The following is a 24,407-nucleotide window of genomic DNA, read 5'->3' on the forward strand; positions in this document are numbered from 1 at the left end:
CATCAGCCTGCCTTAGTGTTTTTCCAGCCACGCGCCGTAGAACGAAGGACGACCCACGGCTTCAAAGCTTACGCCTTTGAACCAGGGAGCACCTGCGAACACCTGCGGCTCTTCGAAGATTGGGATCACGTAAGCCTGATCGAGCAGATAGCGTTGGACATCACCAGTCAGAGCCAGACGTTTAGCCGGATCCACTTCCGCCGAGATATCCACCAGCAGTGCATTCAGCTTGTCGTCGCGGAAGTTTTGCACCTTGTCGCTGGAGCCGCCTTTTTGCAGCAGCGCATCACGGTTAGTGGGGTAGAACTGGCTTTTGATCACATCCGGATCGGCACGACCCACTTCCGAGACCGTCAATGGTGTTTTCAGGGGATCGAGATTGTCTAGCGTACGGCTGCCCGCATCACCGGCTTTGACTGCCAGCGCTACCCCGACCTGACGCCACTGCTGTGCCACCAGTTGCAGCACTTCTTTGTTTTGAGGCTGTGGCAGTGATTCATAGATTGTCAGTGCAAGCTTCTTGCCGTCTTTCTCGCGGATACCGTCACTGCCGACTTGCCAGCCAGCTTTATCAAGCAACTGCTTTGCCAAAGCAGGATCATACTTAAGCTTGTCGGACAGGTTGACGTAACCTGCCGCTGAGTTGGCAATGACCGAGGTGGCTTGCGGATAGTTTGGCGAGAAGAGTGTTTTTACCACTTGTTGGGCGTTTGTCGCATGCAGCAACGCCTGTCGCACAATCACATCACTCACCAGCGAGTTATCGGGGCGGAAGCTGATGCTGTCATTGATTCCGCGTGTGGGGGCTGCATATATCGGGAAGTTTTGCTGCTGTGCCTGTTTTTCGTCATAGGCCTGTACCTGACGGATAAAGTCCGCCTGGCCCGCCAGCAACGCGCCAATGCGCACGCTGTCTTCCGGCGTGACGATAATTTTGATGCCATCGAGATTGGCCGGACCTTGCTGAGCGATATTCTTTGGGCCCCACTGATAATCTTTACGCGCGGTAAGATCGACTTCGCGTCCGAGTTTCTCATCACTGACGACAAACGGACCGGAGCCAATAATATGGCGGGCGTCTCCCAGCTGGTCGAAGCTTCGCTGCAAGGTGCTAAGAGAGACTAATCCGGAACCGATGGTCGCGGTGCCCTGTAAAAATCCCGGAGATGGTTTTTTGAAATAGAACTTCACCGTCAGCGGATCGACAACTTCGCTGTGATCGTAATTATTAATCACTTCCGAAATCGGCAAGCGCAGGGCTTTATTGCCGAGGCCGTAGGTATCAAAGTTTTTGGCAACCGCGTTGGCATCGAGCGGCGTGCCATCGGAGAAGGTGACGCCCGGTCGAATTTTAAAGGTATATTCGGTTTTATCGGCGTTGCTGCTCCAGCTTTCCGCTACCCAGGGTTCAACCTGTAGCGTCTTTGGATTCTGCCACGTCAGCTTATCGGTGATCTGGTTGAGAATACCGCCGTTGGGGTAGAAACCACCGGCCGGGGGATAGAGGTTGGTATGGGGTTGCTGCTCAAGATACACCAGCGTGCCGCCTTTGACCGGCGTATCCGCTGCGTGCGCGCTAAAAATCCCTGTTAGCAGGGCTAAGCTCAGTGCCTGCAAGTGAAAATGCTTACTCATGGTGAATTCCTTATGATTCAATAGCCCGTCGGGCGGATTTCATCATCAAATGCCGCACTCGCGAGGAGAACCAAGGAATTGCACTAAGCTTTTGCGAAAAAAATAAAATGAATAGACTTGTGGGAAATAATTAAGATTCTTCACCGCTCAAACGTGGCGTTAACTCTCTATAATGTAGAGGTTTTATATTTATGGCTGACATTTTGAGGGTAGTTTAATGAGAGCATATTTGATCCCGGGCTTAATGTTTATGCTGTCAGCGTGCTCAAGTTCCGTCGGGCATAATTTCGATACCGCGAACATTCAGAAAATACAGACCGGTAAAACCACCAGAGCCGAGTTGATAAATATGTTTGGACCGCCTGACTCTGAATCCCCTTATCCGGAAGGGCAGCGTCTTATGATGTGGAAGTACAGCGAGGCCCGCACGCTGGATACCACCGCAGGCAAGACGCTTACCGTGCAAACTAAAAATGGCCGGGTGTTTACTTACACATTGAGTAAGAGTTGAGGGCAGCAGAAGTTGATGTCTGGTAAAACCATGCAGTACACCAACGATAATCTGACCTCAACTTGAAAAAATTACGGAATGAAACCAGGTTCACCCCGTAATTTATCTACCTACCCGCGCTCTAAGGGATTCCGGATAACGCTCGCCAACCACATCGATAGCCTGAAGAGCAGTGGTGATTTTTTGTATTTCATGCGTGTTTAACGCTATTTGCGACGCCCCTAAATTTTCTTCCAACCGATGCAATTTCGTCGTACCGGGAATAGGCACGATCCACGGTTTTTGCGCCAGTAACCAGGCAAGCGCAATTTGTGCAGGCGTTACGCCATTTTCGGTCGCGATATTTTGCACCAACGTCACCAGTTGCAGGTTGGCTTCCCTGGCTTCGGCCGCAAATCGTGGCACTTTGCTGCGGAAGTCATCTTCACCAAATGTCATTTGTGCATCGATGGTGCCGGTAAGAAAACCTTTACCGAGCGGAGAGAAGGGCACAAAACCAATGCCTAGTTCTTCAAGCAAAGGCAGGATTTTTTCTTCCGGCTCACGCCACCACATCGAGTATTCGCTTTGTAACGCGGTCACCGGTTGCACGGCATGCGCACGTTTGATGGTCTCTGGACCTGCTTCAGAAAGACCAAAGTGTTTTACTTTCCCTTCCGCAATCAGATCTTTAATCGTGCCCGCGACATCTTCAACAGGCACCTCAGGATCAACCCGATGCTGATAATACAGGTCAATCACATCGGTTTTCAGGCGTTTTAGTGAGCCTTCAATGGCCTGGCGAATATGATCCGGTCGGCTGTTGAGATTCTGCTGCTTATTATCATCGCCAAAGGTGAAGCCAAACTTGGTGGCAATCACGACTTTATCGCGATACGGGGCTAGCGCTTCGCCCACTACTTCTTCATTGAGGTAAGGACCATAAACTTCCGCCGTATCAAAAAACGTCACGCCCTTTTCGTAGGCGCTGCGGATCAGTTCAATGGCATGCTGCTTGCTGACCGCAGGGCCGTAGCCATGACTCAGGCCCATACACCCCAGGCCAATCGCAGAGACTTCGAGCTTAGTGTTTCCAAGATATCGTGTTTGCATTGGTCACTCCTGTAAGTTTGGAAGCAAGGGATTAGACATCGAGCTTACGGCCAGTCAGCCACTCCACCATGGCCGGATCGCGATGCGAGAAGAAGGCGCTGGTTGCGGTATCCAGCGCGGTAATACGGCCCATTTCATCGCTGCTTAATTCGAAATCGAGCACGTTAATATTTTCTGCCATACGCGCCTTGCGCACTGATTTTGCGAGAGATACTACGCCACGCTGGAAGATCCAACGCAACACCACCTGGCCCACACTTTTGCCATGCTTTTCACCTATCGCAGCCAGAACCGGATGCTGGAACAAACCGTTTTTACCTTCGGCAAAAGGTGCCCATGCTTCTGGCTGGATGTTTCGGCTCTTCATCCATGGCACCGCATGCAGCTGCTGCTGAAAGGGATTCACTTCAATCTGATTCACGGCAGGCACAACCTTGTTAAAGGCGATGAGATCGGCCAGGCGATCGGGCTGGAAGTTGCTGACGCCAATGGCTTTAATTTTTCCCGCTTCGTACAGCTCTTCCATTGCACGCCACGCGCCATGGACATCGCCGTACGGTTGGTGGATCAGATAAAGATCGACATAATCAATCTGCAGTCGATTCAAAGAGCGTTCAAACTGTGCTTTTGCGCCTTCATAATTTGTATCTTGTAGCCACAATTTGGTGGTCACAAACAACTCGTCGCGCGCAACACCGCTTTGCTTTAGCGCATCACCAACCTGCGTTTCGTTTTGATAAGAGGCCGCAGTGTCGATCAGGCGATAGCCGGTTTCGATAGCATCAATCACTGCGCGTTCGCACTCGGTGGCATCCGTCATCTGAAACACACCGAAGCCCAGCAAAGGCATATCGAGACCGTTATTAAGTTTTACTGTCTGCATGAAATAACCCTTTTGTGAATTTAGGAAAGCATAACGCCAGAAGATTGATTTGATTAGACCCTGTAATCAGCTAGGGTTTATTAGTCAGGCTCATTAATAATGCATCGTAAAGTGAACAAATCCGTTAGTCGGATGCTATAGAGTCATACGCGTAAAATTGAGGGCCTGCGTTGACTTGCGTGAGATGAGACAGCGCTAAAGTTGCAGTGTGTTTGTGATAGTTTCAGTGGACCTGAACGGAGAAGTGAGTAGGCGATGCTAAGAGAAAATTTCAGCGATCTGGTGTATCTGGTGATGGTCGCGCGAGAACGCAGTTTTACCCGTGCCGCCGCCAAATTGGGTGTCTCTCAATCCGCGCTAAGCCATGCTATGCGCGGCCTGGAAGAGCGGCTTAAGACGCGGCTGTTGACGCGCACCACCCGTAGTGTGGCACCCACGGAAGCCGGTGAACAGCTTATCCAGAATATCGCGCCCTTGATGTCAGATATTGAAAAAGCGCTGGTAGCTTTGACCGAACACCAGACGCGGACCTCGGGCAATATCCGGATTACCGCCGGTGAACATGCGCTGCACTCCACGCTTTGGCCATTAATTAAGCCGTATCTTCAGGAATATCCTGACGTGAACATTGAACTCTCTGTTGATAACACGCTGACCGATATTGTGAGTGGGCGTTTTGATGCGGGGGTGAGATTAGGCGAGCAGGTGGAAAAGGATATGGTGGCGGTGCGCATCGGCCCTGACTGGAGAATGCTGGTGGTTGCTACGCCTGAGTATTTTAGAAATCACGGTATTCCTGATACACCGTATGAGTTGCAGCATCACAACTGTATCAATATGCGCTTGCCGACATTGGGTGGATTGTATAACTGGGAGTTCACCAAAGATAAAAAAGAGATTCGCGTCAAAGTGGAAGGTCAGCTTATTTTCAATAACCTCAGTTCCCGCATTGAAGCGGCACTGAGCGGGATGGGGATTTTGTATGCGCCTGAAGATTCCGTACGGAAATATATCGATGAAGGTTTGTTACAGTGTGTATTGATCGACTGGTGTGAACCCTTTAGTGGTTACTATTTGTATTATCCTAGCCGCAAACAGCATACGGCAGCGTTTTCAAAGCTGATCGACGCCGTGCGCTATCAGGGCTAGTCAAAGCATTACGCCCATTAGTGAGTTTTGTTCATAAACCCATCCTGATTTAACGACCTTATCAATCAATCCTCATGGTTCTACACTTTTAGCTGCAATCAATGTGGCCGCCCGTTCCAGAGCGGTCATCACCCGAACCTGAAGCACGGAGCCCACATAATGAGAATGGCTGTTGCCCTCATACTGGCGTTATCTGTCTCAGCTGTTTCTGCAAAGGAGAACACATCGATGATCACTGTCTGGCAAAGTGGTGAAAAACCTTCTGTAAAAGGCAACTCAGAGTATTTCACCGGTACGGTGCGTATTGATGCGCCGTTTCAGGGAAGCGAACCCGCACGTATTGGCGGTGCAACGGTGACCTTTGAACCCTCCGCCCGCACGGCATGGCATACCCATCCGCTGGGGCAAACGCTGATTGTGACCGCAGGTCTGGGGCGTGTGCAGGAGTGGGGCGGTGAAGCACGTGATATTCGTCCGGGCGATGTTGTGTGGATCCCGGCAGGCGTCAAACATTGGCACGGTGCCGCACCGGAAAACAGCATGTCTCACATCGCTATCGCTGAAGCTGAAAACGGCAAGGTAGTTGAATGGCTGGAGAAAGTCAGCGATGAGCAATACGAATCTCAGGCCTCTCTGTAAGGAGTAAAAGATGATGAAAAGCATCAATGCCTCGTTAATGATGTGCGCCGCACTTGCCTCATCAGTGAGTCTGGCTGAGAATCCTTCCGAGCCAGAACAGAAAAAATACGCCACGCTACTGCAAAAACAGACACATCCATTGACCCTGCCACAGAAAAATATCGTGGTGATCGCGGCCCATGCCGCGACAGGCAATATGGCCAAACTGAATGACGCGCTGAATCAGGGATTGGATGCGGGCCTGACCCTCAGCCAGTGCCGTGAGGTGCTGGTACAACTTTATGCCTATGCGGGTTTCCCTCGCAGCCTCAACGCGCTGGGAGAATTGATGAAAGTGACGGATGCCCGCCGCTTACAGGGCAAAAATGATCAGCCAGGCAACGAGGCCGGGCCGGTTCCAACGCCAGAAAACATGCTCGCCGCCGGTACGCGCAATCAGACGGCGCTGGTCGGCAGTCCGGTGAAAGGGGCGCTGTTTGAATTCGCCCCGGCTATCGATCAGTTCCTCAAAGCACATTTGTTTGGCGACATTTTCGCGCGCGACAATCTCGACTGGAAAAGCCGTGAATTAGCCACCGTGGGCGCATTAGCCGGAATGAGCGGTGTCGAGTCGCAACTGCAGTCGCATCTGCGCATCAGCATGAATGTCGGCTTCGAAAAATCACAACTTGCCGAACTCCAGGAGGTGTTTAACGCTCAGGGTGAAGAAGCGGTCGCTCAGCGAATTGAAGCGGCGTTGGCACAGATAAAATAATAAATCCCTTCAAAACGCACCGGTATTTATTCCGGTGCATTTTGTTGCTTAATATAATAACGAAGAGTGTATTCCCTCAGGCTTATATCCAATATTGCAAACCTTTCCCGATTAGTTTATTACGCCTGACCAATCATCATCGACATCGCAGATTGGCGTTCAACCTTCTGTTTTACATCATTTATTTACCCCTTAATTTTTCGCTCATCCCTGATATGCATTAATTAAAAATGCATACGACAATAATATGTTTTACCCATTACCCGCCGCCATCACACACTGCTCGCCATCATCATTGAGGAAAAGGATTTGGCGTATGTCATATCGACTGAGCTTGTTAGATAAATCGCCGATTGCCGATGGAGAGAGCGCTTCGCATGCCCTGCATCGCACATTACAGCTGGCGCAGCAGGCTGAAGCCTGGGGCTATCACCGTTTCTGGCTGGCGGAACATCACAACACTGACCGCCTGGCGAGTCCCTCTCCTGAACTGCTGATCGCCTGGATCATTGGCCAGACCCAGTACATTCGCGTCGGGTCCGGTGGTGTGATGTTGCAACACTACAGTCCTTATAAAGTCGCCGAAAACTTCAACCTGTTAGCCTCGCTCGCGCCTGGCCGTATCGATCTCGGTGTGGGTAAAGCGCCTGGCGGTTTACCGCTCTCCACCCGCGCCTTGCAGCAGGGCATTCATCAGGATGAGAAAGGCAGCTTTGCTGAACAGCTTTCACTGCTGGATAGCTGGCTGGATGTTCCGCCGGTGGGCGATGAAGAGATCCTGCGGGCCACGCCGCAGCCGCCACGTCCGGCAAACCGATTCCTGCTGGGAGCCAGCGAGCAAAGTGCCCGGCTGGCAGCAGAACTCGGCTGGCAGCTGGTGTTTGCGGCACATCACAACGGCGATCCGCTGTTGATGGAGCAGGTTTTGAACAGCTATCGCCAATACAGCAACGGCAAGCAGGCGCTGGTGGCCGTGCAGGTGGTGGTCGCCGATTCACCGGCTGAAGCTGATTTGCTGGTGGATAATTTGCGCGTCTATCACGTCAGTGTGAAAGATGGCCCAAGCGTCAACGTGGGCAGCGTTGAGCAAGCTGAACGCTACGTGCGTCAGGGCGGTTATACCGATTATGTCATTGAGCCGCGCACGCCATCGTTGCTGAAAGGCACTGCTGCTCAGGTACACGCCAAACTGGATGCTTTGCACCACAATTTTGGCATTGAAGAGTTCGTGATTGATACCCCGATTGCTGAGGAGCAGGCGCGAGTGAAATCTCTCGAACTGCTGGCAACGCATCGACTGGTTGCGGCGTAATCTGGAGATAACCATGACTCACACAAGCGAACAGCAACTGATTGACTGGCGACGCGAGCTCCACAGCTGGCCTGAGCTGTCAGGATATGAGGTAGAAACCACGGCGCGTTTACGCCGCTGGCTACAAGACGCCGGCTTGCGGTTGCTCGATTATCCTCTGGAAACCGGTCTGGTTGTGGAAGTGGGTCAGGGTGAAACGCTGATCGCGTTGCGAGCGGATATTGATGCCCTGCCGATTCATGAAGCCACCGGCCTCGCCTACCGTTCGCGTAATGCGGGGGTCATGCACGCCTGCGGCCATGACGTGCACAGCGCGGTGATGCTGGGTACGGCATTGCAACTCCATGCGCTGGAAGAGCAGCTGCCGGGACGCATCCGTATTCTGTTCCAGCCAGCCGAAGAGAATGCCACTGGGGCGCGCAAGTTTATCCATGCTGGCGTGCTGCAGGATGTGCAGGCGATCTTTGGTATGCACAACGAGCCAGGCTTACCGACGGGTGCCTTCGCCACGCGCGGTGGGGCGTTTTACGCCAATGCCGACAAGTTTGTGGTGCGCGTCGCCAGCCCTGAACAGGGCGTGGACGCCATCCTCGTGGCCAGTCAAATCATTCAGGCACTGCAATCACTGACCAGCCGCAGTTTTAACACGCTGGATAGCCTGGTGTTGAGCGTGACCCGCATTGATGCCGGTCAATCCGGCAAGACTTTACCAGGTGAAGCTGAGTTTGGCGGCACGGTGCGCACCCATGACAAGCAGGTGCGGGCGCAACTGGAACAGCGCGCGCGACAGATTGTCGAGCACATTGCTTCGGCGAACGGTGCCATCGCGACGTTCAGCTGGCATCCGGGACCGCCGGTGTTAGAAAACGATGCACGTTGGGCGCAGTTTGCCAGCGAGATTGCACAGCAGGTGGGGTATCGCGTGCACACCGCAGAACTGCACCTCGGCGGCGAAGATTTTGCTTATTACCTGCAGCAGATTCCTGGCGCGTTTGTCAGCATTGGCAGCGCCAGCGAATTTGGTTTGCATCACGGCGGCTTCAATCCAGACGAAGCACTGATCGCCCCAGCCGCGCACTACTTCACCCAACTGGCGCAGCAGGCCTTGCAGCACCTCAATGCACGATGTCGTGACGCCGTTCTGAGTTAGCACACCTTACCCAATATCCTCCGCTCTGTATGGCGACGAAACGGTCGCCGTCAGGCTATGCCATGGAAAAGAGAGAACACTATGACTGCAAGACAACTGCGACTCGGCACCATTCTGCATGGCGCATCCGGCAATATGTCCGCCTGGCGTCATCCGGCGGCGCAGGCTAATGCCAGCATCAATTTTGACTATGCGAAGCACATCGCGCGCAAAGCGGAAGCCGGCAAGCTGGACTTTCTGTTTGTCGCCGATGGGTTGTTTATCAATGAAAAATCGATCCCTCATTTTCTCAATCGCTTCGAGCCGCTGACGCTGCTGTCAGCGTTGGCGGGAGTGACTGAGCATCTGGGTTTGGTCGGTACGGTCTCCACCTCGTACAGCGAACCCTTCACCGTTGCTCGCCAGTTTGCCAGTCTCGATCACCTTAGCGGCGGACGCGCGGGCTGGAACGTGGTGACCTCGCCTTTAGAAGGATCGGCAAAGAACTTTTCGCGCCAGCAGCACCCGGAGCACGCGCTGCGCTATCGCATCGCGGACGAGTATTTGCAGGTGGTGAAAGGGCTGTGGGATTCGTGGGAAAGCGATGCTTTTGTGCGAAACAAAGAGAGCGGTCAGTTCTTCGATGCGACCAAACTTCATACCCTTAATCACCACGGTGATTTCTTCCAGGTGCAGGGACCACTGAACATCGAACGCACGCCGCAAGGACGCCCGATCGTGTTTCAGGCGGGTGCATCAGAAGATGGTAAAAAGCTGGCAGCCCGTCACGCCGATGCCATTTTTACCCATCAGCCGACGCGCGAAGAGGCGCAGGCTTTCTATAAAGATGTGAAACAGCAGCTGGTGGCAAACGGACGTGAGCCGCAGGATCTGCATATCTTCCAGGGCGTTGGCGTCATTGTCGGCGACGATGCGGAAGACGTTGAGCGCCAGTACCAAACTACCGCCGCACTGGTTTCCATCAAAGATGCATTGAACTATCTCGGTCGCTTCTTCGATCACCATGACTTCTCACAATACCCGCTTGATGAGCCTTTCCCGAACATCGGCGATATCGGCCAAAACAGCTTCCGTAGCACCACCGATGAAATCAAACGCAAGGCAATCGAGCACGGCCATACGCTGCGTCAGGCCGCGCTGGAAGCGGCTACGCCGCGCCCGCTGTTCTTTGGCACGCCAGAAGAGGTGGCGGACGGCTTACAGCTGTGGTTTGAAACGGAAGCGACTGACGGCTTCATCATTCAGGGCGGTACGCCGGATACCTTCGAGCGCTTTGTCGATCGCGTCATCCCCATCTTGCAATCGCGCGGCCTGACCCGCAGCGAATACCCCGGCACCACGCTGCGTGCCAGTTTCGGTCTGAAAGATCCCGTTAATCAGTTCACACAACAATAAATTAAAGAGAAAACACGCTATGCAGAAGAAATCCCTTATTGCGCTGATGTTGCTGAGTTTAAGCAGTGCAGCTTTAGCTGAAGAAGTGGCGGTGAACGGTCAGCAGATCAGTATCGAAGCCAATAAAACGCCGGTGAACACCGCGGAGAATCCGGCTGCGGTGGCGCAAATTCCTGCCGGACATAAGTTTGCCGTGCCGGGCTCATTTACCGTGGCGGTGGCCGCGCTGAACTCGCCGCCGTTGACGGTGTTCAGCGATGACAACAAAACCTTGCTCGGCAGCGAAGTAGACATCGCGCGTCTTGTGGCCGACAGCCTGGGATTGAAACTCAATGTGGTTCCGACCTCCTGGGAAGACTGGCCGCTCGGCGTGGCTTCCGGCAAATATGACGCGGCGATTACCAATGTCACCGTGACCAAAGAGCGTAAAGAGCGCTTCGACTTCGCCACCTATCGCAAAGATTCCCTGGGTTTCTACGTGAAATCCAGCAGCCAGATTAAGTCCTTGAACAAAGCTGAAGACATCGCCGGGCTGCGCATCATTGTGGGTTCCGGCACCAATCAGGAGGCGATCCTGCTGGCGTGGGATAAAGAAAATCAAGCTAAAGGATTGAAGCCTTTTACACCGGTTTATACCAAAGATGATGCTGCGCAAACGCTGGCACTGCAGGCGGGCCGCGCGGATGCCTATTTCGGGCCGAATGTGATTGGCGCGTGGAAAGCCGCGTTAACCCATCAAACCAAGCTGGTGGGCAGCGTGGATGGTGGATGGCCGAAAGCCGCACACATCGCGGTGACGGTGAAAAAAGATAATGGGTTAGTGCAGCCGATCAACACGGCACTCAATGGCGTGATCAAGAACGGTGATTACGACAAAGTACTGAACCGCTGGGGGGAAGGTGTGGAACGTCTGGATCAGTCTGAAATCAACCCGGCCGGACTCGGCGATTAAGGAGGCAGCATGAGCCAGCAATTTTTTCGTGAAGTGCATCCTGAGGCCGAGGAGTTAAAACCCATCATCACCGGCCTGTTTGGTGAATATGCCGCGCGTTACGGCGACTTCTTCAAAAGTGCCAATGAAGTCGAGCTAACCGAATGGTACTTGCCGCCGCGCGGGCTGTTTATCGTGCTGGAGCGTGACGGTGAGATCATCGCCATGGGCGCCTATAAGCCCTATGACGCGGTGACCGCCGAGTTTAAGCGCATCTGGACGCGCGGCGATCTGCGCCGTCAGGGACTGGCGCTGCTGATTTTGCAAGAGCTTGAGCGCCGTGCCTTACGCGCGGGTTATCAGCGTGTGTTCCTGACCACCGGATTTCGTCAGCCGGAAGCCGTTCAGCTGTATATCGGCCATGGCTATCAGCCACAGTTTGCGCTGCTGGAAGATATGGAAATCTACAGCCAGCCACCTCATGACGGGCGTTTACGCTTCCTCAAGGTGATTGATGTGCACAGTGTGGCGCAAGCCAGTTAAGGAGTTGAGATGAGTAAGCAACAACACTTAACCGTGGTCCCTGCACGCTATCCGGGGCGGATCATCGGGGCGTTTGTCGCGCTGTTTATACTGGCCAGCGTGGTTGATTCCGTAGCCTTTAATCCCCGCTGGGAATGGAGCGTGTTTGCCCGCTGGTTCTTTGACCCCGTGATCCTCACGGGGCTGGGGCAAACGCTGTTGCTGACCTTGTTCGGTACAGTTCTAAGCCTGATTTTTGGCGGCCTGCTGGCGCTGGCACGACTCTCTTCATCATGGTTATTGAGCACGCTGGCGTTTGGCTACATCTGGCTCTTCCGCTCGCTGCCGCTGATTGTGGTGCTGATCATTCTGTATAACTTCTCCTATCTGTACGACACGCTGTCGCTCGGCGTACCTTTCACGGCGCTGTCATGGGGGCATTTCCAGACCATTAATGTGCTGGGGCAGTTTCCGGCAGCGGTGATTGGTTTGACGCTGGTGCAGAGCGCCTACAGTGCGGAGATTATTCGCGGCGGCTTTTTGGGCGTCGACCACGGCCAGTTTGAAGCGGCGTCGGCACTGGGATTATCTTCAACCCGTCGGACCTTCCGCATCATTCTGCCGCAAGCTTTACGCGCCATTATTCCCACCACCTTTAACGAAATCATCAGCCTCGCCAAAGGTACTTCAATGGTGTACGTGCTGGCGATGCCGGAACTGTTTTACACCATCCAGATGATCTACAACCGCACGCAGCAGGTGATCCCGCTGTTAATGGTGGGTGCGGCCTGGTATCTGATTATCACCACCGTATTGTCCCTGCTGCAGCACAGCGTGGAACGTTGGCTGGCCCGCAGCGTGACGCGTGAACCGCAACCCTCGCGCTGGCGTCAATGGCGCAACCGCTCTGCTACCGCCAATGAGGAGCTTTCCCATGTCCGAAGCCATTGATTATCGCAATCTGCATACCTGCGGCGCCATCAGCATCACCGGCGTCAGTAAGTCGTTTGGTAAACACAAAGCGCTGGATGACGTGTCGCTGGAGCTGGAACCCGGCTCGGTGACGGTGATTCTTGGCCCGTCGGGCTCAGGGAAATCCACGCTGCTGCGCACCATTAATCATCTTGAGCGCGTAGACGAAGGTTTTATTCAAATCGACGGTGATTACATCGGTTATCAACGTCGAGGTGACAAGTTGTATGAGCTGAAAGAGAAGGCGATTTTGCGCCAGCGCATCAACGTTGGTTATGTGTTTCAGAACTTCAATTTGTTCCCGCATCTGACGGTGCTGGACAACCTGATCGAGGCACCGATTGCCCATCGTCAATTGTCTCGACGCGAGGCGATTGAGCGTGCAGGAGAGTTGCTGGATATTGTGGGATTGCGCCATAAAGCGGATGCCTGGCCGCGCCATCTTTCGGGGGGACAGCAGCAGCGCATCGCCATTGCGCGTGCATTGATGCTGAATCCGCGTGTGATGCTGTTCGATGAACCGACATCGGCGCTCGATCCCGAGTTGGTGGGTGAGGTGCTGGACGTGATTAAGAAGCTGGCACGATCTGGCACCACGCTGGTGATCGTGACGCACGAGATTGGTTTTGCGCGCGAAGTGGCGGATCAGGTGGTGTTTATGGTTGATGGCCGCATTGTCGAGCAGGGCAGCACGCACCAGGTGCTGAATCAACCTCGCCACGAACGTACGAAGCGATTTTTGGCGCGAGTGCTGTGATGGAAAGAATCATCTTCAGCGCGCTGGCCGCGTGGTTATTCAGCTCGCCGCTGTTGGCAGCAGAACCACTGGATGCCAAAAACAACGAAACGCCGATCAACATTCCGGCTAACCCGCAGGCGATTGCCAAAATCCCGGCCGGTTTCCATTTTGTCACGCCGGGCTATTTGACGGTGGCGACAACGGCATCGAATTCACCGCCGATTGGTTTGTGGGCATCAGACAATAAAACGCTGATTGGCAGCGATCCTGATTTTGCCCGTCTGTTGGCCGACAGTTTGGGCTTAAAACTCAAACTGGTGCCTGCCGCCTGGGAAGACTGGCCGCTGGGTCTTACCGCCGGACGTTATGATGTGGCGATGTTTAATATCGCCGTGACGGAAGAGCGTAAGAAGAAGTTCGATTTCGCCACTTACCGGGCGGATAACCATGCGTTTGCTGTTAAAGCGGACAGTGCGATCACCGCTATTAAAGGGCGTGAGGATGTGGCGGGTAAACGCATCATTGTCGGTTCTGGCACTAACCAGGAGAAAATTTTGCTGAGTTGGGATGCGAAAAACCGCGCGCAAGGGTTGGCACCGGTTCAGCCGATTTATCTCAACGATGATGCCTCAGCGACGCTGGCGTTGCTCTCCGGGCGCGCGGATGCTTCATTTGGTCCGCAAGCGATGGCAGCCTGGAAAGTGGCGTCACGCGGACAAACCAAAATTGTCGGGCACGGACCTTTTCGCGCCTGGGTTGCAGTGACCACCAAAAAAGGCAACGGTCTGGATGTAGCTCTGCAGCAGGCGATCAATGGGGCGATAACCAGCGGGCAATATCAACAGGTGCTGGCGCGTTGGGGAGAACAGGAAGAGGGCGTAGAGGCGTCACAGGTCAATCCGCCTGGGATTGTTTATCAGTAGGGGATATTTTTATTAATTGAGAGAAAACTCACACCTTGATTGTTGTATGGCTGGAGTCAGGACTGCAATCGTTGAGGTTAAATTAGAAATAGCGGAAGTGCGGTCCGAAGTCCGTGAAGTAAAAGGTTATGTTGAATCGATAAAGGAAAATTATGCGACTAAAGCGCTGAACAAACAAACCAAATGGATGGTTTCAATGCAATTCGTCACGTTAGGACTGGCGTTAACCATCGCTAAAGCGATATTTTAATCCTGTGCACAATGGCGGTTCAGTCGCCGCCATTGCACAAGTATCTTAGGTTGTGGCTTTACGAATCCACAGTGCAGCATCTCCCGCAGGAAGCGGGCGGGCAAAGTGATATCCCTGAAATAGATTACAGCCCTTATCGCGCAGGTAATCGAAGTACTCCTCGCTCTCGATACCTTCAGCCAGCACATTCAACCCCATCTCACGCGACAGTTCGATAGTTTTATGTACCACAATCGCAGCTGACTCGTTTTCAAAAATATGCATAATCAATGATTTATCGATTTTGATATCATCGATGGCGAAATCGCTGATCGATTTAAGCGATGAATAACCCACTCCAAAATCATCGATTGCCCACTTAATGCCCAGTTGACTGAAGTGCGAAATAACATCACCAATTCTTTTTTGATCGTAGATAAAGGTGGTTTCCGTGATTTCAAATTTTAATCTTTCCGGACTGATTCTGTGATGCGAAAGCGTCAGCAGTGTGTCTTGCGTGAAATCCCGATGCATGAGTTGTAATGGGCTGATGTTAATTGAAAACTTCAGATTACTCAGGTTATACATGCGATCCCAATCAGACATCTGCTGTAGCGTGCGTTCCATCACCCACTTACCAATCTCAATAATTAAACCACTCTTTTCAGCAACGGGAATGAACACTTCTGGCGAAATAAAGCCTTTGACCGGATGTTTCCAGCGTAGCAAGGCTTCAAAGCCAATCAGTTTTTTTTCGTTATCGACCTGGGGTTGATAATAGAGATCTAACTCATTTTTTTCGATGGCGTTAGAGAGTTCACGTTTGATTAAGTCGGTTTCAGAATAATCGCCACGCGAAGTGAATACGGTGAGTAATAGCGCAATAATCGGGACGCTGCAATTAACAATATAGAAGCCTGACTCTTCTGGAATATTCATTTGGAAAGCGTTATTCTGCCAGGTCACTCCAGTGACAATAAACAGCAGATAGATCGTCAGGCATATGATGGGAAAGACTTTACTGAGGTAAGCCGACTGTTGGCGTAATACCAGAGCTGAACCTACGGTTAACGCCAGTAAATAGTTGTATTCGGAGTGCTTACCCGCCGCATGATAATTGTCCAATAACAATAATAAGATGATGCTGAGCAACAGTGCGTGCACAATGATGTAGAGATTACGTTTCAACCCACTGCAAAAGGCTGCGAAGCTGATATAGCCACCCAAAGCGGTGCTAACACAGTACAAACAGGCAATGTCGTCATGGCCACTGGCGAAGTTAAACAGCGCCATATAAATCCCGGCAAGAATGCTTGATATCCCGGCAATCAACAAGGTTAAACGAAGCTTTTTCTCCAGGCTGTCACCTTTCAATATAAATGGCAGGTTGCGAATCATTGAATATCTTGAACTGAAATAAGAGATCATTAGCACTTCTCAGTTTTTAGTCATAATTATATAATGTTTTCAGTCAGGTATATTAAGGAAAAGCGTGACGGCTGTCATAACTGTTTTCACGTTATTTACACTCACCCAAGCTGCATTGTGATTTGACCTACGTTAGGGGAAACGGACACTTTCCCGGATTATACTGGCTGATTGAGGTGACTTAAGTCGATTATTCCCATTTGTATGCGGCAGGTTAAAAAATCGCGAAAGCCGCAGCGCATTTTCTGCTTAGCGCGATTGTGCCTACCCTATGGCAAGTCCACACGTTAGAATGAAACCTCAGTGCCTTAAGGTAGTTGCAGTGCCAGAGGCAAAAACAACAAGCGCTGGACACGTATTCAGCCTGGCCTGGCCCGATTGTGAAACCCACTTTAAAACGACTGGTTGCAATGAAAATACGCTTTCTATCTGCCAATGAGCTAAAGCTTGCTGAAGTGCGCACCATCCTGGAGCCGGTTGGCGTTGAAGTCATTCCCATCGCCCGCCGTATCGAAGAGATTCAAACCGAAAACGAAGTGGAATTGGTGCGGGATAAACTGACCAAAGCCTTTTCCATTATCGGTCGTCCACTGTTTGTTGAGCATACTGGCCTGTATCTGGAGGGGCTGAATGGTTTACCTGCCGGGTTAACGCGCATTTTCTGGAGCCGATTGAACGCCGAACGCTTTACCAAACTGGTTAACGGGCTGGATAGCCCCAACGTCACAGCTAAAACCGTACTGGGTTACTGTGATGGCCGTAAAATGTACCAGTTTGAGGGGGAACTGCGCGGCACCATTGCCTCTGCTCCCGCCGGCCCGCGCGAGTTTCAGTGGGACTGCGTATTCATTCCCGAAGGGTATTCGCAGACTTTCGCTGAAATGGGTGAATTCAAAAACGAAATATCCATGCGCAGACTGGCTCTGGATCGTTTCGCCACCTTTCTAAAAACTTCACGGGGACTGGCATGAAACCGGAACTCAAACGCGCCTATGATGCAGGCAAACTGATCCTGTTTGCGGGCGCGGGTATATCACGCAATCTTGGCTTGCCGGAGTGGCATGAACTGATTGCCCATCTGGCAAAAGAACTGGGTTACGATCCGAAGATCTTTAATACTTATGGCACACATCTTTCGCTGGCGGAGTATTACAAGCAACGCAAAGGTTCGCTCGGACCATTACGCAGCTGGATGGATCGTGAGTGGCATCGCCCGGATATTGACGTGCGCAGCTCTGAAATTCACACCATGATCACTCAGGGCAACTTTTCACGCATCTATACCACCAATTACGATCGCTGGCTGGAGATGGCGCATGAAGCGCATAATGTGCCGTACAGCAAAGTGGCCAATGCCGCAGACCTGGTGTCTTTGACTGAAGACAAGCGCCACATCATTAAACTTCATGGCGATTTTGACGATGATACTTCTATCGTGCTGGACGAAAGCAGCTACTTCGAACGACTCTATTTCGATTCGCCGTTGGATATCAAACTGACGCATGACGTGATGGGCAACTCGGTGTTGTTTGTCGGGTACAGCATCAGTGACTTTAACATTCGTCTGTTATTCTACCGCCTGACGAAAATGTGGGGCCGCACCGGCCTTGCCACCGCACGTCCTAAATCTTACCTGTTCACCAACCGTAACAACCCGGTGGCGAAAGAGGTATTGGGGCAGTGGGGCATCGAAATGATCGTGTCCGAAGAGGACGATCCGCGCAAAGCGCTGGCGACGTTCCTGGAAGAATTACTGGCTTGATGAGCAGAAAGTGATTGCTCAAAAGTTTGCTTAGAATTTACTGTATATAAATACAGTAAACCGAGGTGCATCATGGCAGTCGAAACCAAATATGTTGTTGTCAGAAAGGGTGAAGAGAAAATGACGTTTGCCAATAAAAAAGACGCGGATGCCTGGGACAAAATGCTCGATATGGCGGACACCTTTACCGACTGGCTGCAGCAGCTTCAGCCTGAACTGGGTGAGGAGCAGGCTGAAGCGTTGGGCATGTTACTGGCTGAACAAAAAGATGCGGTACAGCATATTCTCCGCACCAGCAAATTACCGGACACGGTAAAGGAAGAAGCGACAGCCGAAGTTGAGGCTGAAGCCTCTGCCGAACCTGAAGCCTCAACCGAAACTGAAACGTCTACCGAATCTGAAGCCTCTGCGGAAGCGGAAACGGTTAAACCAGAAAAGAAAGTGCGCGCGGTTAAAGCTGCCTGAGACTTTGCTGGAGCTAGAGCTGGAGCTGGAGCTGGGAGCGGCCAGAAGGTCGCTCCTGTTACCGTTACTGAAACTCTACAGCTTGATCTGATAACGTGTGCTTCGCCCGCCCCCCGGCAATTTCTCCAGACAACCTTTCTCCAGCAATTCCGTTAAATGACGCGTCGCCGTAGCCTTACTGACCTTCGCCACTTTTTGATATTGGCTAGCGCTGATACCTTCAGCAAACCCGTTTTCACCGCCATCCAGCAAGCGATTCAATACGCGATTTTGATCGGCGTTTAATTGCGCGTTGTGATGAATCAGCCAGAATTTCGCCTTGTTCTGTATTCGTGTCACGGCTGCCAGCGCCTCTTCCAGGCTGTCATTGAGTACGTCGAGGAACCACAGCATCCAGTCTGTGATGTCCATATCGCCGCGCTGTGTCTCTTGTAAAATCCGATAATAATCCGCGCGCCGGGTCAGAATTGATGACGACATGGCATATAACCGAATGCTTTGGCTGTCTGCTTGCGCCAGTGCCAAATCAGTCAGCGCACGCGTAATACGGCCGTTGCCATCATCGAAGGGATGCAGCGTGACAAACCACAGATGGCAAAGGGCGGCCCGCAGCAGTGGGTCGAGCTGAACCTCGCTTTGGCTCTGATTAAACCAGCGAATAAACTGATCGATCTGCCGTTCAAGCCCGTCACGCGGTGGCGCTTCAAAATGCACGGTCGGACGATCGATGCGCCCGGACACCACCTGCATCGGTTCTTCACCCCGTAAAGTGCCCACGTTCAGGCGCTTTATCGTCCATTCACTCGCCGGAAAAAGCCACTGATGCCACAGACATAACCGCTCAAACGTGAGAGGCGCATCGCGCTGGGTGATGGCATCCATCATCATAGTGGCCAGTCCTTCGGAGCGTTCGGAAACGGGATAAGGCTGCTCCAACGAAACACCTAAACGCCGCGCGAGAGAAGACCTTACCGACTCTGCGTTCACGCGCTCATCTTCGATGGCGGAGGAAGACAGGATGTTGGTGAGTAGCGTATTCAGCGTTTGCGTATCGGTGTTATCGGATATGCTTGCCCGACCCAGTAACATACCGCGCTGCTGCTGTAGATAGCGTAATCGCGGCAGAAGCTTATCCTCCTGCCAGCGAAATTTTGGCCACTCAGGTTGTTGCCATATCCACATAATTTGCCTCATCTCGATCGCTACTGAGCCAAACAATCTAACTATATGGCTCATTATCTGAGCCATATATTGAATGTATTCGGCTCACTAAGTGAGTTGAATGATACGGCTAATTCGGCTCAAAGACCAGTTTAACCACGGCGAAAAAGGATTTGAGCATTCTGAGGAGGCAACGTTTATGGCGATTTCAGGCTGAAATTTCGCGGCAGTGGAACAATATTGGCCTGATGGCGGCCATCGCGCCGCCATCAGGGAGGAGTGAAGTCACCTGAGATGCAGGTGGGAGAGAGTCAATCAATGCGTGAAGAGCGAAAATGTTCCGGAGTAATAGCTTACCATCCATACCACATACACCAGCCATACCAATAACAATCCCGTTAAGCCTAATTTACCTGTCATGATGTGTTCCTTTTGTTATATGGCGTCATGCGCCCTGTAACGAATAAGCTGACAGGATGGTGAGATGACGATCTTGCGCCAGATCAAAAACAGCAGGATTTTGTCGTGGAAATGCACAGACTAAAAATGATCGGGAAGGGTAAAAGTGTTAACTCGCGTCCTGATAAACGATTTATCACAGAAGCTATAGGGAATATAAGCGGATAAAAAGTGCCGCTTATTTCGCATCTTTGCCAATTATCCCGGCATAACCTTCGAAATATTCTAAAGTTAATCGCGAAGTTTAAAAAATACACAATCCTGCAATCGTTTATGGCAAAGGACATTATTTTGAACATCGCAAATCAAATACCCAGACTTTCGATCTGGAATAAACTATTTGCTCTTATTCTGCTGTTGCTGGGGATTATTCTGGCCGCAGGCGGGGGCTGGCTCGTGGCTTTGGGCGGAAACTGGTACTACGTGCTGGCGGGTATAGGGCTAATCATCTCCGCTGTACTGATATTAATGAAGCGCACCAGCGGCGCAGGCTGGTTCGCGCTGGTGTTTGTGGGCACGTTGATCTGGACCATTCAGGAATCAGGGCTGGATTACTGGCGCTGGGTACCGCGCTTCGCGTTGATGCTGATTCTCGGCATTTTATTTGCCTTCCAGCTGCCAAATCTGGCGCCGCGCGTCAGTCGGGGTGCTTCACGCGGGCTGGCAGCGGTGCTGATTGTCGCCTTTGTGGTGGCCGCGGCGCTGCCTTTCGCACCCCTCAATGAAACGCCGGCCACTGATGTTCCCGCTGCGGGTTCGGCCAATTACATAGCGGACACAGGGAGCGGGAAAGCCTCCACACCAGACAATGGTGACTGGTATACCTACGGCGGTTCCCTGGCGTCTCAGCGCTTCGCCAATGCCAGCCAGATTACCCCGGATAACGTGAAAGACCTCAAGCTTGCCTGGCAATTCCGTACCGGTGATTTACCGAAAGCGCGTTGGGGTGGTGAAAACACGCCGATCAAAGTGGGCGATACGCTGTACACCTGTACCGCTCGCAACATGGTGTTCGCGCTGGATGCCGCTACTGGCAAAGAGAAGTGGCACTTTGACCCGAAGGTCAGCGACAAATCCATTCCCTATACAGCCGCCTGTCGTGGGTTAACCTGGTATGACAGCCAGACCAACAGCCACGCAACCACTGGACAGGAAGCGGCTGTTGCACCGAACGGTGATAACAGTGACTGCCAGCAGCGCATCATTCTCGGTACGCTGGATGCCCGCATCATTGAGTTGAATGCCAAAACCGGTGAAGTGTGTCGTAGTTTCGGCAATCAGGGCACGGTCAATCTCGCGGAAGATATGGGGGAAACCTATGACGGCTATGTGGCCATCAACTCCGCGCCGGTAGTGATACGCGACACGTTGGTGGTGGGACATCAGACGATCGATGGACAGCGCGCATTCGGCCCGCCGGGCGTGATCAAAGCTTATGATGTGCGCACGGGCGCACTGAAATGGGCCTGGGATGCTGCCGACCCGGATACCGCCACACCGAAGAAAGGGCCTAATGCCTATAAACGCGGTTCACCCGATGTATGGACCTCGTTTACCGGTGACGACAAGTTAGGATTGGTGTATCTGCCGGTCGGGAACTCCTCAGGTGACTATTGGAGCGGTACGCGCTCACCTGCAGAAAACAAGTATTCAGTCTCACTGACGGCATTAAACATCGATACCGGTTTACCGGCCTGGACTTTCCAGACTGCGCATAAAGATGTGTGGGATTACGATCCCGGTTCTCAGCCCACGCTGGTGGATTATCCGGATAAAAACGGCGGTAAAACGCCGGCGATTATCATGCCGACCAAACAGGGTGAGATTTATGTGCTGGATCGCCGTACCGGTAAATCGCTGTTTGGTGTGGAGGAACGTCCGGTCCCCGGTGGCGGCGTAGAACCAGACCAACGCTCGCCAACCCAGCCTTATTCGTTATTCCATCACCTGAGCAAACCAGATCTCACACCGCAGGATATGTGGGGCTTAACGCCAGTGGATCAGCTGGTATGCCGTATTCAGTTCCAACAAGCCAGTTATAAAGGGCAGTACACGCCGCCGGAAGCCGATCGTCATTCGATTGAGTATCCGGGGTATAACGGCGGTTCTGACTGGGGCAGTGTGGCGGTAGATCCGACTCGCGGCATCATCATTGCTAACTACAACGATATGCCGAACTACAACATTCTGGTGCCGCGTGCCAAAGCCGATGCGATGGGCTGGAAGCCCCGCGATGAAATCCCGTATAACCCACACGATACCGGCCATGCGGAAGGGGCAGGCGATCCGCAAATCGGCGTGCCTTACGCGGTGAACGTGAATGCGGGCTGGCGTTTGCCGTACACCGGAATGCTGTGTAAAGAGCCGCCGTATGGTGGTATCCGTGCCATCGATCTGCGTGATGGCCGCACTATCTGGGATCGCCCACTGGGCACCGCACGTCGCAATGGCCCATTTGGTCTGCCAACCGGATTGCCGATTAACATTGGTACGCCGAATAATGGCGGTTCCGTGGTGACATCCAGCGGGCTGATCTTTGTCGCAGCCGCGACCGATGACTTAATTCGCGCCATCGACATGAAAACCGGCAAGGAAGTGTGGAGCACGGAACTGCCCGCTGGGGGCCAGGCTAATCCGATGATCTACACGCAAAATGGACGTGAGTATCTGGTGATTGTCGCAGCAGGGCATCACTTTATGGAGACGCCGGTGGGCGATTATGTGCTGGCGTACGCATTGCCTGAACAGAAATAACCACCGATAAAAACGGGATTAGGCTGCTGCCTAATCCCGTCATAAACACTTTGTCATCATATCCCTTTGGTTATCACGTCCTCAGGGGTTCACCTCTTCTAAACGGCGATTCAGCGTGCGTGGACCAAACACACCAATGGTAAACACCACGATTGCCATCGCGCCGGAAATTACGGCAAACACTGAACTGACTCCCATCTCACTCAGCACCCAGGCAATGGTAAAGCCCGACAGCATGCCGCTGATGCGACTCACCGAATAGACCAATCCAATCGCTTTAGCGCGAAAACGCGTCGGGAACAGTTCTGCCTGATAGGCGCGGTAAGAGAAAGTCATACAAGTACTGGCTAATGACAGCAGCAGTCCTAACGTCACCAGCATCACCGGTTGCGACTGCCAGGAAAATACCGTGCCGACGAGGGCAATGGCCAGTGCAGATCCACTCACCAGCCACTTACGCTCAATGCGATCGGCAAAGGTCATTGCCAGCAGCGGCCCCAACGGGCTGGCAAAGGCAATCAGGAAGGAATAGAGCAAGCTGTGGGTGAAGGTCACACCTTTGGCTGCCAGCAGTGTCGGGATCCAGCTTGCAAATCCGTAATAGCCAATCGACTGAAAGAAGTTGAATACCAGCAGCATAATGGTGCGACGACGATACGGCGGGCGCCACATTTCGTTTTTTACCGCGGGTTTAGATTCAGTGGGTTGCAACAAATGATTCTCAATGGCAGGCAGCGCCGCGCCGGTGGATTTGGCCACACGTGCTTCCAGTCGGCGTACCACGTCTTCCGCTTCTTTGTAACGGCCTTGCTCAACCAGCCAGCGCGGGCTTTCCGGTAAGCCCATCCGTAGGATCCACACAAGCACCGCGCCAATGCAGCCAAACAACACCACCCAACGCCAGCCGCTTAAACCGAGAATTTCCTGCGGGACCAGCTGCCATGAGAGGAAAGCGATGGTCGGAATCGAGGTGTACTGGATCGCCTGCACAAAGGCATAGGATCGTCCGCGCAAACGCGCCGGGATAAATTCAGAAACATAGGCGTCAATAGTCACCAGCTCAGCACCCACGCCAATGCCAGAAACGATGCGCCAGAACACCACGGCAAACGGATGGTGCTGAAACGCCATAATGCCGCTGGCCGCCGCGTACACCAGTAACGCGATAATAAACACCTTTTTGCGCCCGATGCGGTCGGCCAGATTGGCGATCAGCAAGGTGCCGAGGAAAACGCCAAGGAACATGGCTGCGACAAACGCACCGAGGCTTTGGGGATCGAAAAAGTTATGGCTACCGTGAGAAAAAATCCCTTCACGTACCATGCCGGGACCGATATAGGCGGTCAGGAACACATCATAAACTTCAAACCAACCTCCCATCGCCAGCGCAAAAATAATCAGCCACAACGGGCGCGCGGCGGGTAAGCGTTCCAGACGCGCAGAGAGCTGCGCACCAAAAGTTTTACCTTCTTCTGGTGTGAAGTTCTCACGCCAGGTCATCGGCGGGGGGATCGACTCGCTCAGCGAAATTTTTTTCAGCAC

At 52.6% G+C, this 24,407-nt stretch carries 22 protein-coding genes; 16 read left to right on the forward strand and 6 right to left on the reverse strand.

Going from position 1 to position 24,407, the window contains the following annotated elements; all coding sequences use genetic code 11:
- Positions 1-12: 12 nt before the first annotated feature.
- The 3 genes from ACXI0A_RS21535 to ACXI0A_RS21545 all read right to left on the reverse strand — a co-directional run bounded on the left by ACXI0A_RS21535 (position 13) and on the right by ACXI0A_RS21545 (position 4,121).
- Positions 13-1,635 (reverse strand): TIGR04028 family ABC transporter substrate-binding protein, encoded by a 1,623-nt coding sequence (locus ACXI0A_RS21535; protein WP_476146007.1) that lies wholly within the window; start codon positions 1,633-1,635, stop codon positions 13-15.
- A 613-nt stretch (positions 1,636-2,248) separates the two neighbouring features.
- Complete coding sequence (locus tag ACXI0A_RS21540) at positions 2,249-3,238, reverse strand: aldo/keto reductase (RefSeq protein WP_476146005.1); 990 nt, start codon at positions 3,236-3,238, stop codon at positions 2,249-2,251.
- Between the two features lie 31 nt (positions 3,239-3,269).
- Positions 3,270-4,121: an aldo/keto reductase gene (locus ACXI0A_RS21545; protein WP_476146003.1), complete on the reverse strand. Its 852-nt coding sequence runs from the start codon at positions 4,119-4,121 to the stop codon at positions 3,270-3,272.
- Positions 4,122-4,376: 255 nt separating this feature from the next.
- Here ACXI0A_RS21545 and ACXI0A_RS21550 point away from each other — a divergent pair, with 255 nt between their 5' ends.
- From ACXI0A_RS21550 to ACXI0A_RS21605, 12 genes are all read left to right on the forward strand, one after another.
- Complete coding sequence (locus ACXI0A_RS21550) at positions 4,377-5,270, forward strand: LysR substrate-binding domain-containing protein (protein WP_476146001.1); 894 nt, start codon at positions 4,377-4,379, stop codon at positions 5,268-5,270.
- Between the two features lie 159 nt (positions 5,271-5,429).
- Positions 5,430-5,909 carry a (R)-mandelonitrile lyase gene (locus tag ACXI0A_RS21555; RefSeq protein WP_476145999.1) on the forward strand — a complete coding sequence of 160 codons (480 nt, stop codon included), beginning with the start codon at positions 5,430-5,432 and terminating at the stop codon, positions 5,907-5,909.
- 10 nt (positions 5,910-5,919) lie between these two features.
- Positions 5,920-6,663, forward strand: coding sequence for a carboxymuconolactone decarboxylase family protein (locus ACXI0A_RS21560; RefSeq protein WP_476145997.1), 744 nt, complete (start codon positions 5,920-5,922; stop codon positions 6,661-6,663).
- Between the two features lie 316 nt (positions 6,664-6,979).
- Positions 6,980-7,975, forward strand: a complete 996-nt coding sequence (locus ACXI0A_RS21565) for an MsnO8 family LLM class oxidoreductase (protein WP_476145996.1) — start codon at positions 6,980-6,982, stop codon at positions 7,973-7,975.
- Between the two features lie 13 nt (positions 7,976-7,988).
- A complete protein-coding gene (locus ACXI0A_RS21570; RefSeq protein ID WP_476145994.1) occupies positions 7,989-9,125 on the forward strand; it encodes an amidohydrolase in 1,137 nt (378 codons plus the stop codon).
- A gap of 81 nt (positions 9,126-9,206) precedes the next feature.
- Positions 9,207-10,520, forward strand: a complete 1,314-nt coding sequence (locus ACXI0A_RS21575) for an NtaA/DmoA family FMN-dependent monooxygenase (RefSeq protein ID WP_476145992.1) — start codon at positions 9,207-9,209, stop codon at positions 10,518-10,520.
- Between the two features lie 19 nt (positions 10,521-10,539).
- The gene (locus ACXI0A_RS21580) at positions 10,540-11,472 is read left to right on the forward strand and encodes an ABC transporter substrate-binding protein (RefSeq protein WP_224933295.1); all 933 of its coding nucleotides are present in this window, start codon (positions 10,540-10,542) and stop codon (positions 11,470-11,472) included.
- A 9-nt stretch (positions 11,473-11,481) separates the two neighbouring features.
- Positions 11,482-11,994, forward strand: a complete 513-nt coding sequence (locus ACXI0A_RS21585; RefSeq protein ID WP_476145990.1) for a GNAT family N-acetyltransferase — start codon at positions 11,482-11,484, stop codon at positions 11,992-11,994.
- Positions 11,995-12,003: 9 nt separating this feature from the next.
- The gene (locus ACXI0A_RS21590) at positions 12,004-12,924 is read left to right on the forward strand and encodes an ABC transporter permease subunit (RefSeq protein WP_476145988.1); all 921 of its coding nucleotides are present in this window, start codon (positions 12,004-12,006) and stop codon (positions 12,922-12,924) included.
- A complete protein-coding gene (locus ACXI0A_RS21595) occupies positions 12,908-13,702 on the forward strand; it encodes an ATP-binding cassette domain-containing protein (protein WP_476145987.1) in 795 nt (264 codons plus the stop codon). Before ACXI0A_RS21590 ends, ACXI0A_RS21595 begins: the two co-directional genes overlap by 17 nt.
- On the forward strand, positions 13,702-14,607 hold the full coding sequence (locus ACXI0A_RS21600; RefSeq protein WP_476145985.1) for a transporter substrate-binding domain-containing protein: 906 nt from the start codon (positions 13,702-13,704) through the stop codon (positions 14,605-14,607). Before ACXI0A_RS21595 ends, ACXI0A_RS21600 begins: the two co-directional genes overlap by 1 nt.
- 46 nt (positions 14,608-14,653) lie before the next feature.
- Positions 14,654-14,857, forward strand: coding sequence for a hypothetical protein (locus ACXI0A_RS21605; RefSeq protein WP_476145984.1), 204 nt, complete (start codon positions 14,654-14,656; stop codon positions 14,855-14,857).
- Positions 14,858-14,902: 45 nt separating this feature from the next.
- On the opposite strand, the gene ACXI0A_RS21610 is transcribed toward ACXI0A_RS21605, so the two are convergent.
- The gene (locus ACXI0A_RS21610) at positions 14,903-16,234 is read right to left on the reverse strand and encodes an EAL domain-containing protein (protein ID WP_476145982.1); all 1,332 of its coding nucleotides are present in this window, start codon (positions 16,232-16,234) and stop codon (positions 14,903-14,905) included.
- A gap of 440 nt (positions 16,235-16,674) precedes the next feature.
- Here ACXI0A_RS21610 and ACXI0A_RS21615 point away from each other — a divergent pair, with 440 nt between their 5' ends.
- From ACXI0A_RS21615 to ACXI0A_RS21625, 3 genes are all read left to right on the forward strand, one after another.
- Positions 16,675-17,235, forward strand: a complete 561-nt coding sequence (locus ACXI0A_RS21615; RefSeq protein WP_476145980.1) for a non-canonical purine NTP pyrophosphatase — start codon at positions 16,675-16,677, stop codon at positions 17,233-17,235.
- Entirely contained in the window at positions 17,232-18,026 is a 795-nt protein-coding gene (locus ACXI0A_RS21620) for an SIR2 family protein (RefSeq protein ID WP_034829783.1), read from the forward strand. Before ACXI0A_RS21615 ends, ACXI0A_RS21620 begins: the two co-directional genes overlap by 4 nt.
- A gap of 72 nt (positions 18,027-18,098) precedes the next feature.
- The gene (locus ACXI0A_RS21625; RefSeq protein WP_476145977.1) at positions 18,099-18,491 is read left to right on the forward strand and encodes a YebG family protein; all 393 of its coding nucleotides are present in this window, start codon (positions 18,099-18,101) and stop codon (positions 18,489-18,491) included.
- A 75-nt stretch (positions 18,492-18,566) separates the two neighbouring features.
- Here the strand turns inward: ACXI0A_RS21625 and ACXI0A_RS21630 are convergent, their stop codons facing one another.
- Positions 18,567-19,673 carry a DUF4172 domain-containing protein gene (locus ACXI0A_RS21630; protein ID WP_476145975.1) on the reverse strand — a complete coding sequence of 369 codons (1,107 nt, stop codon included), beginning with the start codon at positions 19,671-19,673 and terminating at the stop codon, positions 18,567-18,569.
- A 729-nt stretch (positions 19,674-20,402) separates the two neighbouring features.
- On the opposite strand from ACXI0A_RS21630, the gene ACXI0A_RS21635 reads away from it, so the two are divergent.
- Positions 20,403-22,865, forward strand: a complete 2,463-nt coding sequence (locus tag ACXI0A_RS21635) for a membrane-bound PQQ-dependent dehydrogenase, glucose/quinate/shikimate family (RefSeq protein WP_476145973.1) — start codon at positions 20,403-20,405, stop codon at positions 22,863-22,865.
- 81 nt (positions 22,866-22,946) lie between these two features.
- Here ACXI0A_RS21635 and ACXI0A_RS21640 read toward each other — a convergent pair whose 3' ends face one another.
- Positions 22,947-24,407 (reverse strand): MFS transporter, encoded by a 1,461-nt coding sequence (locus tag ACXI0A_RS21640; RefSeq protein WP_476145971.1) that lies wholly within the window; start codon positions 24,405-24,407, stop codon positions 22,947-22,949.

Source organism: Pantoea sp. C1E2 (genome assembly GCF_056491465.1).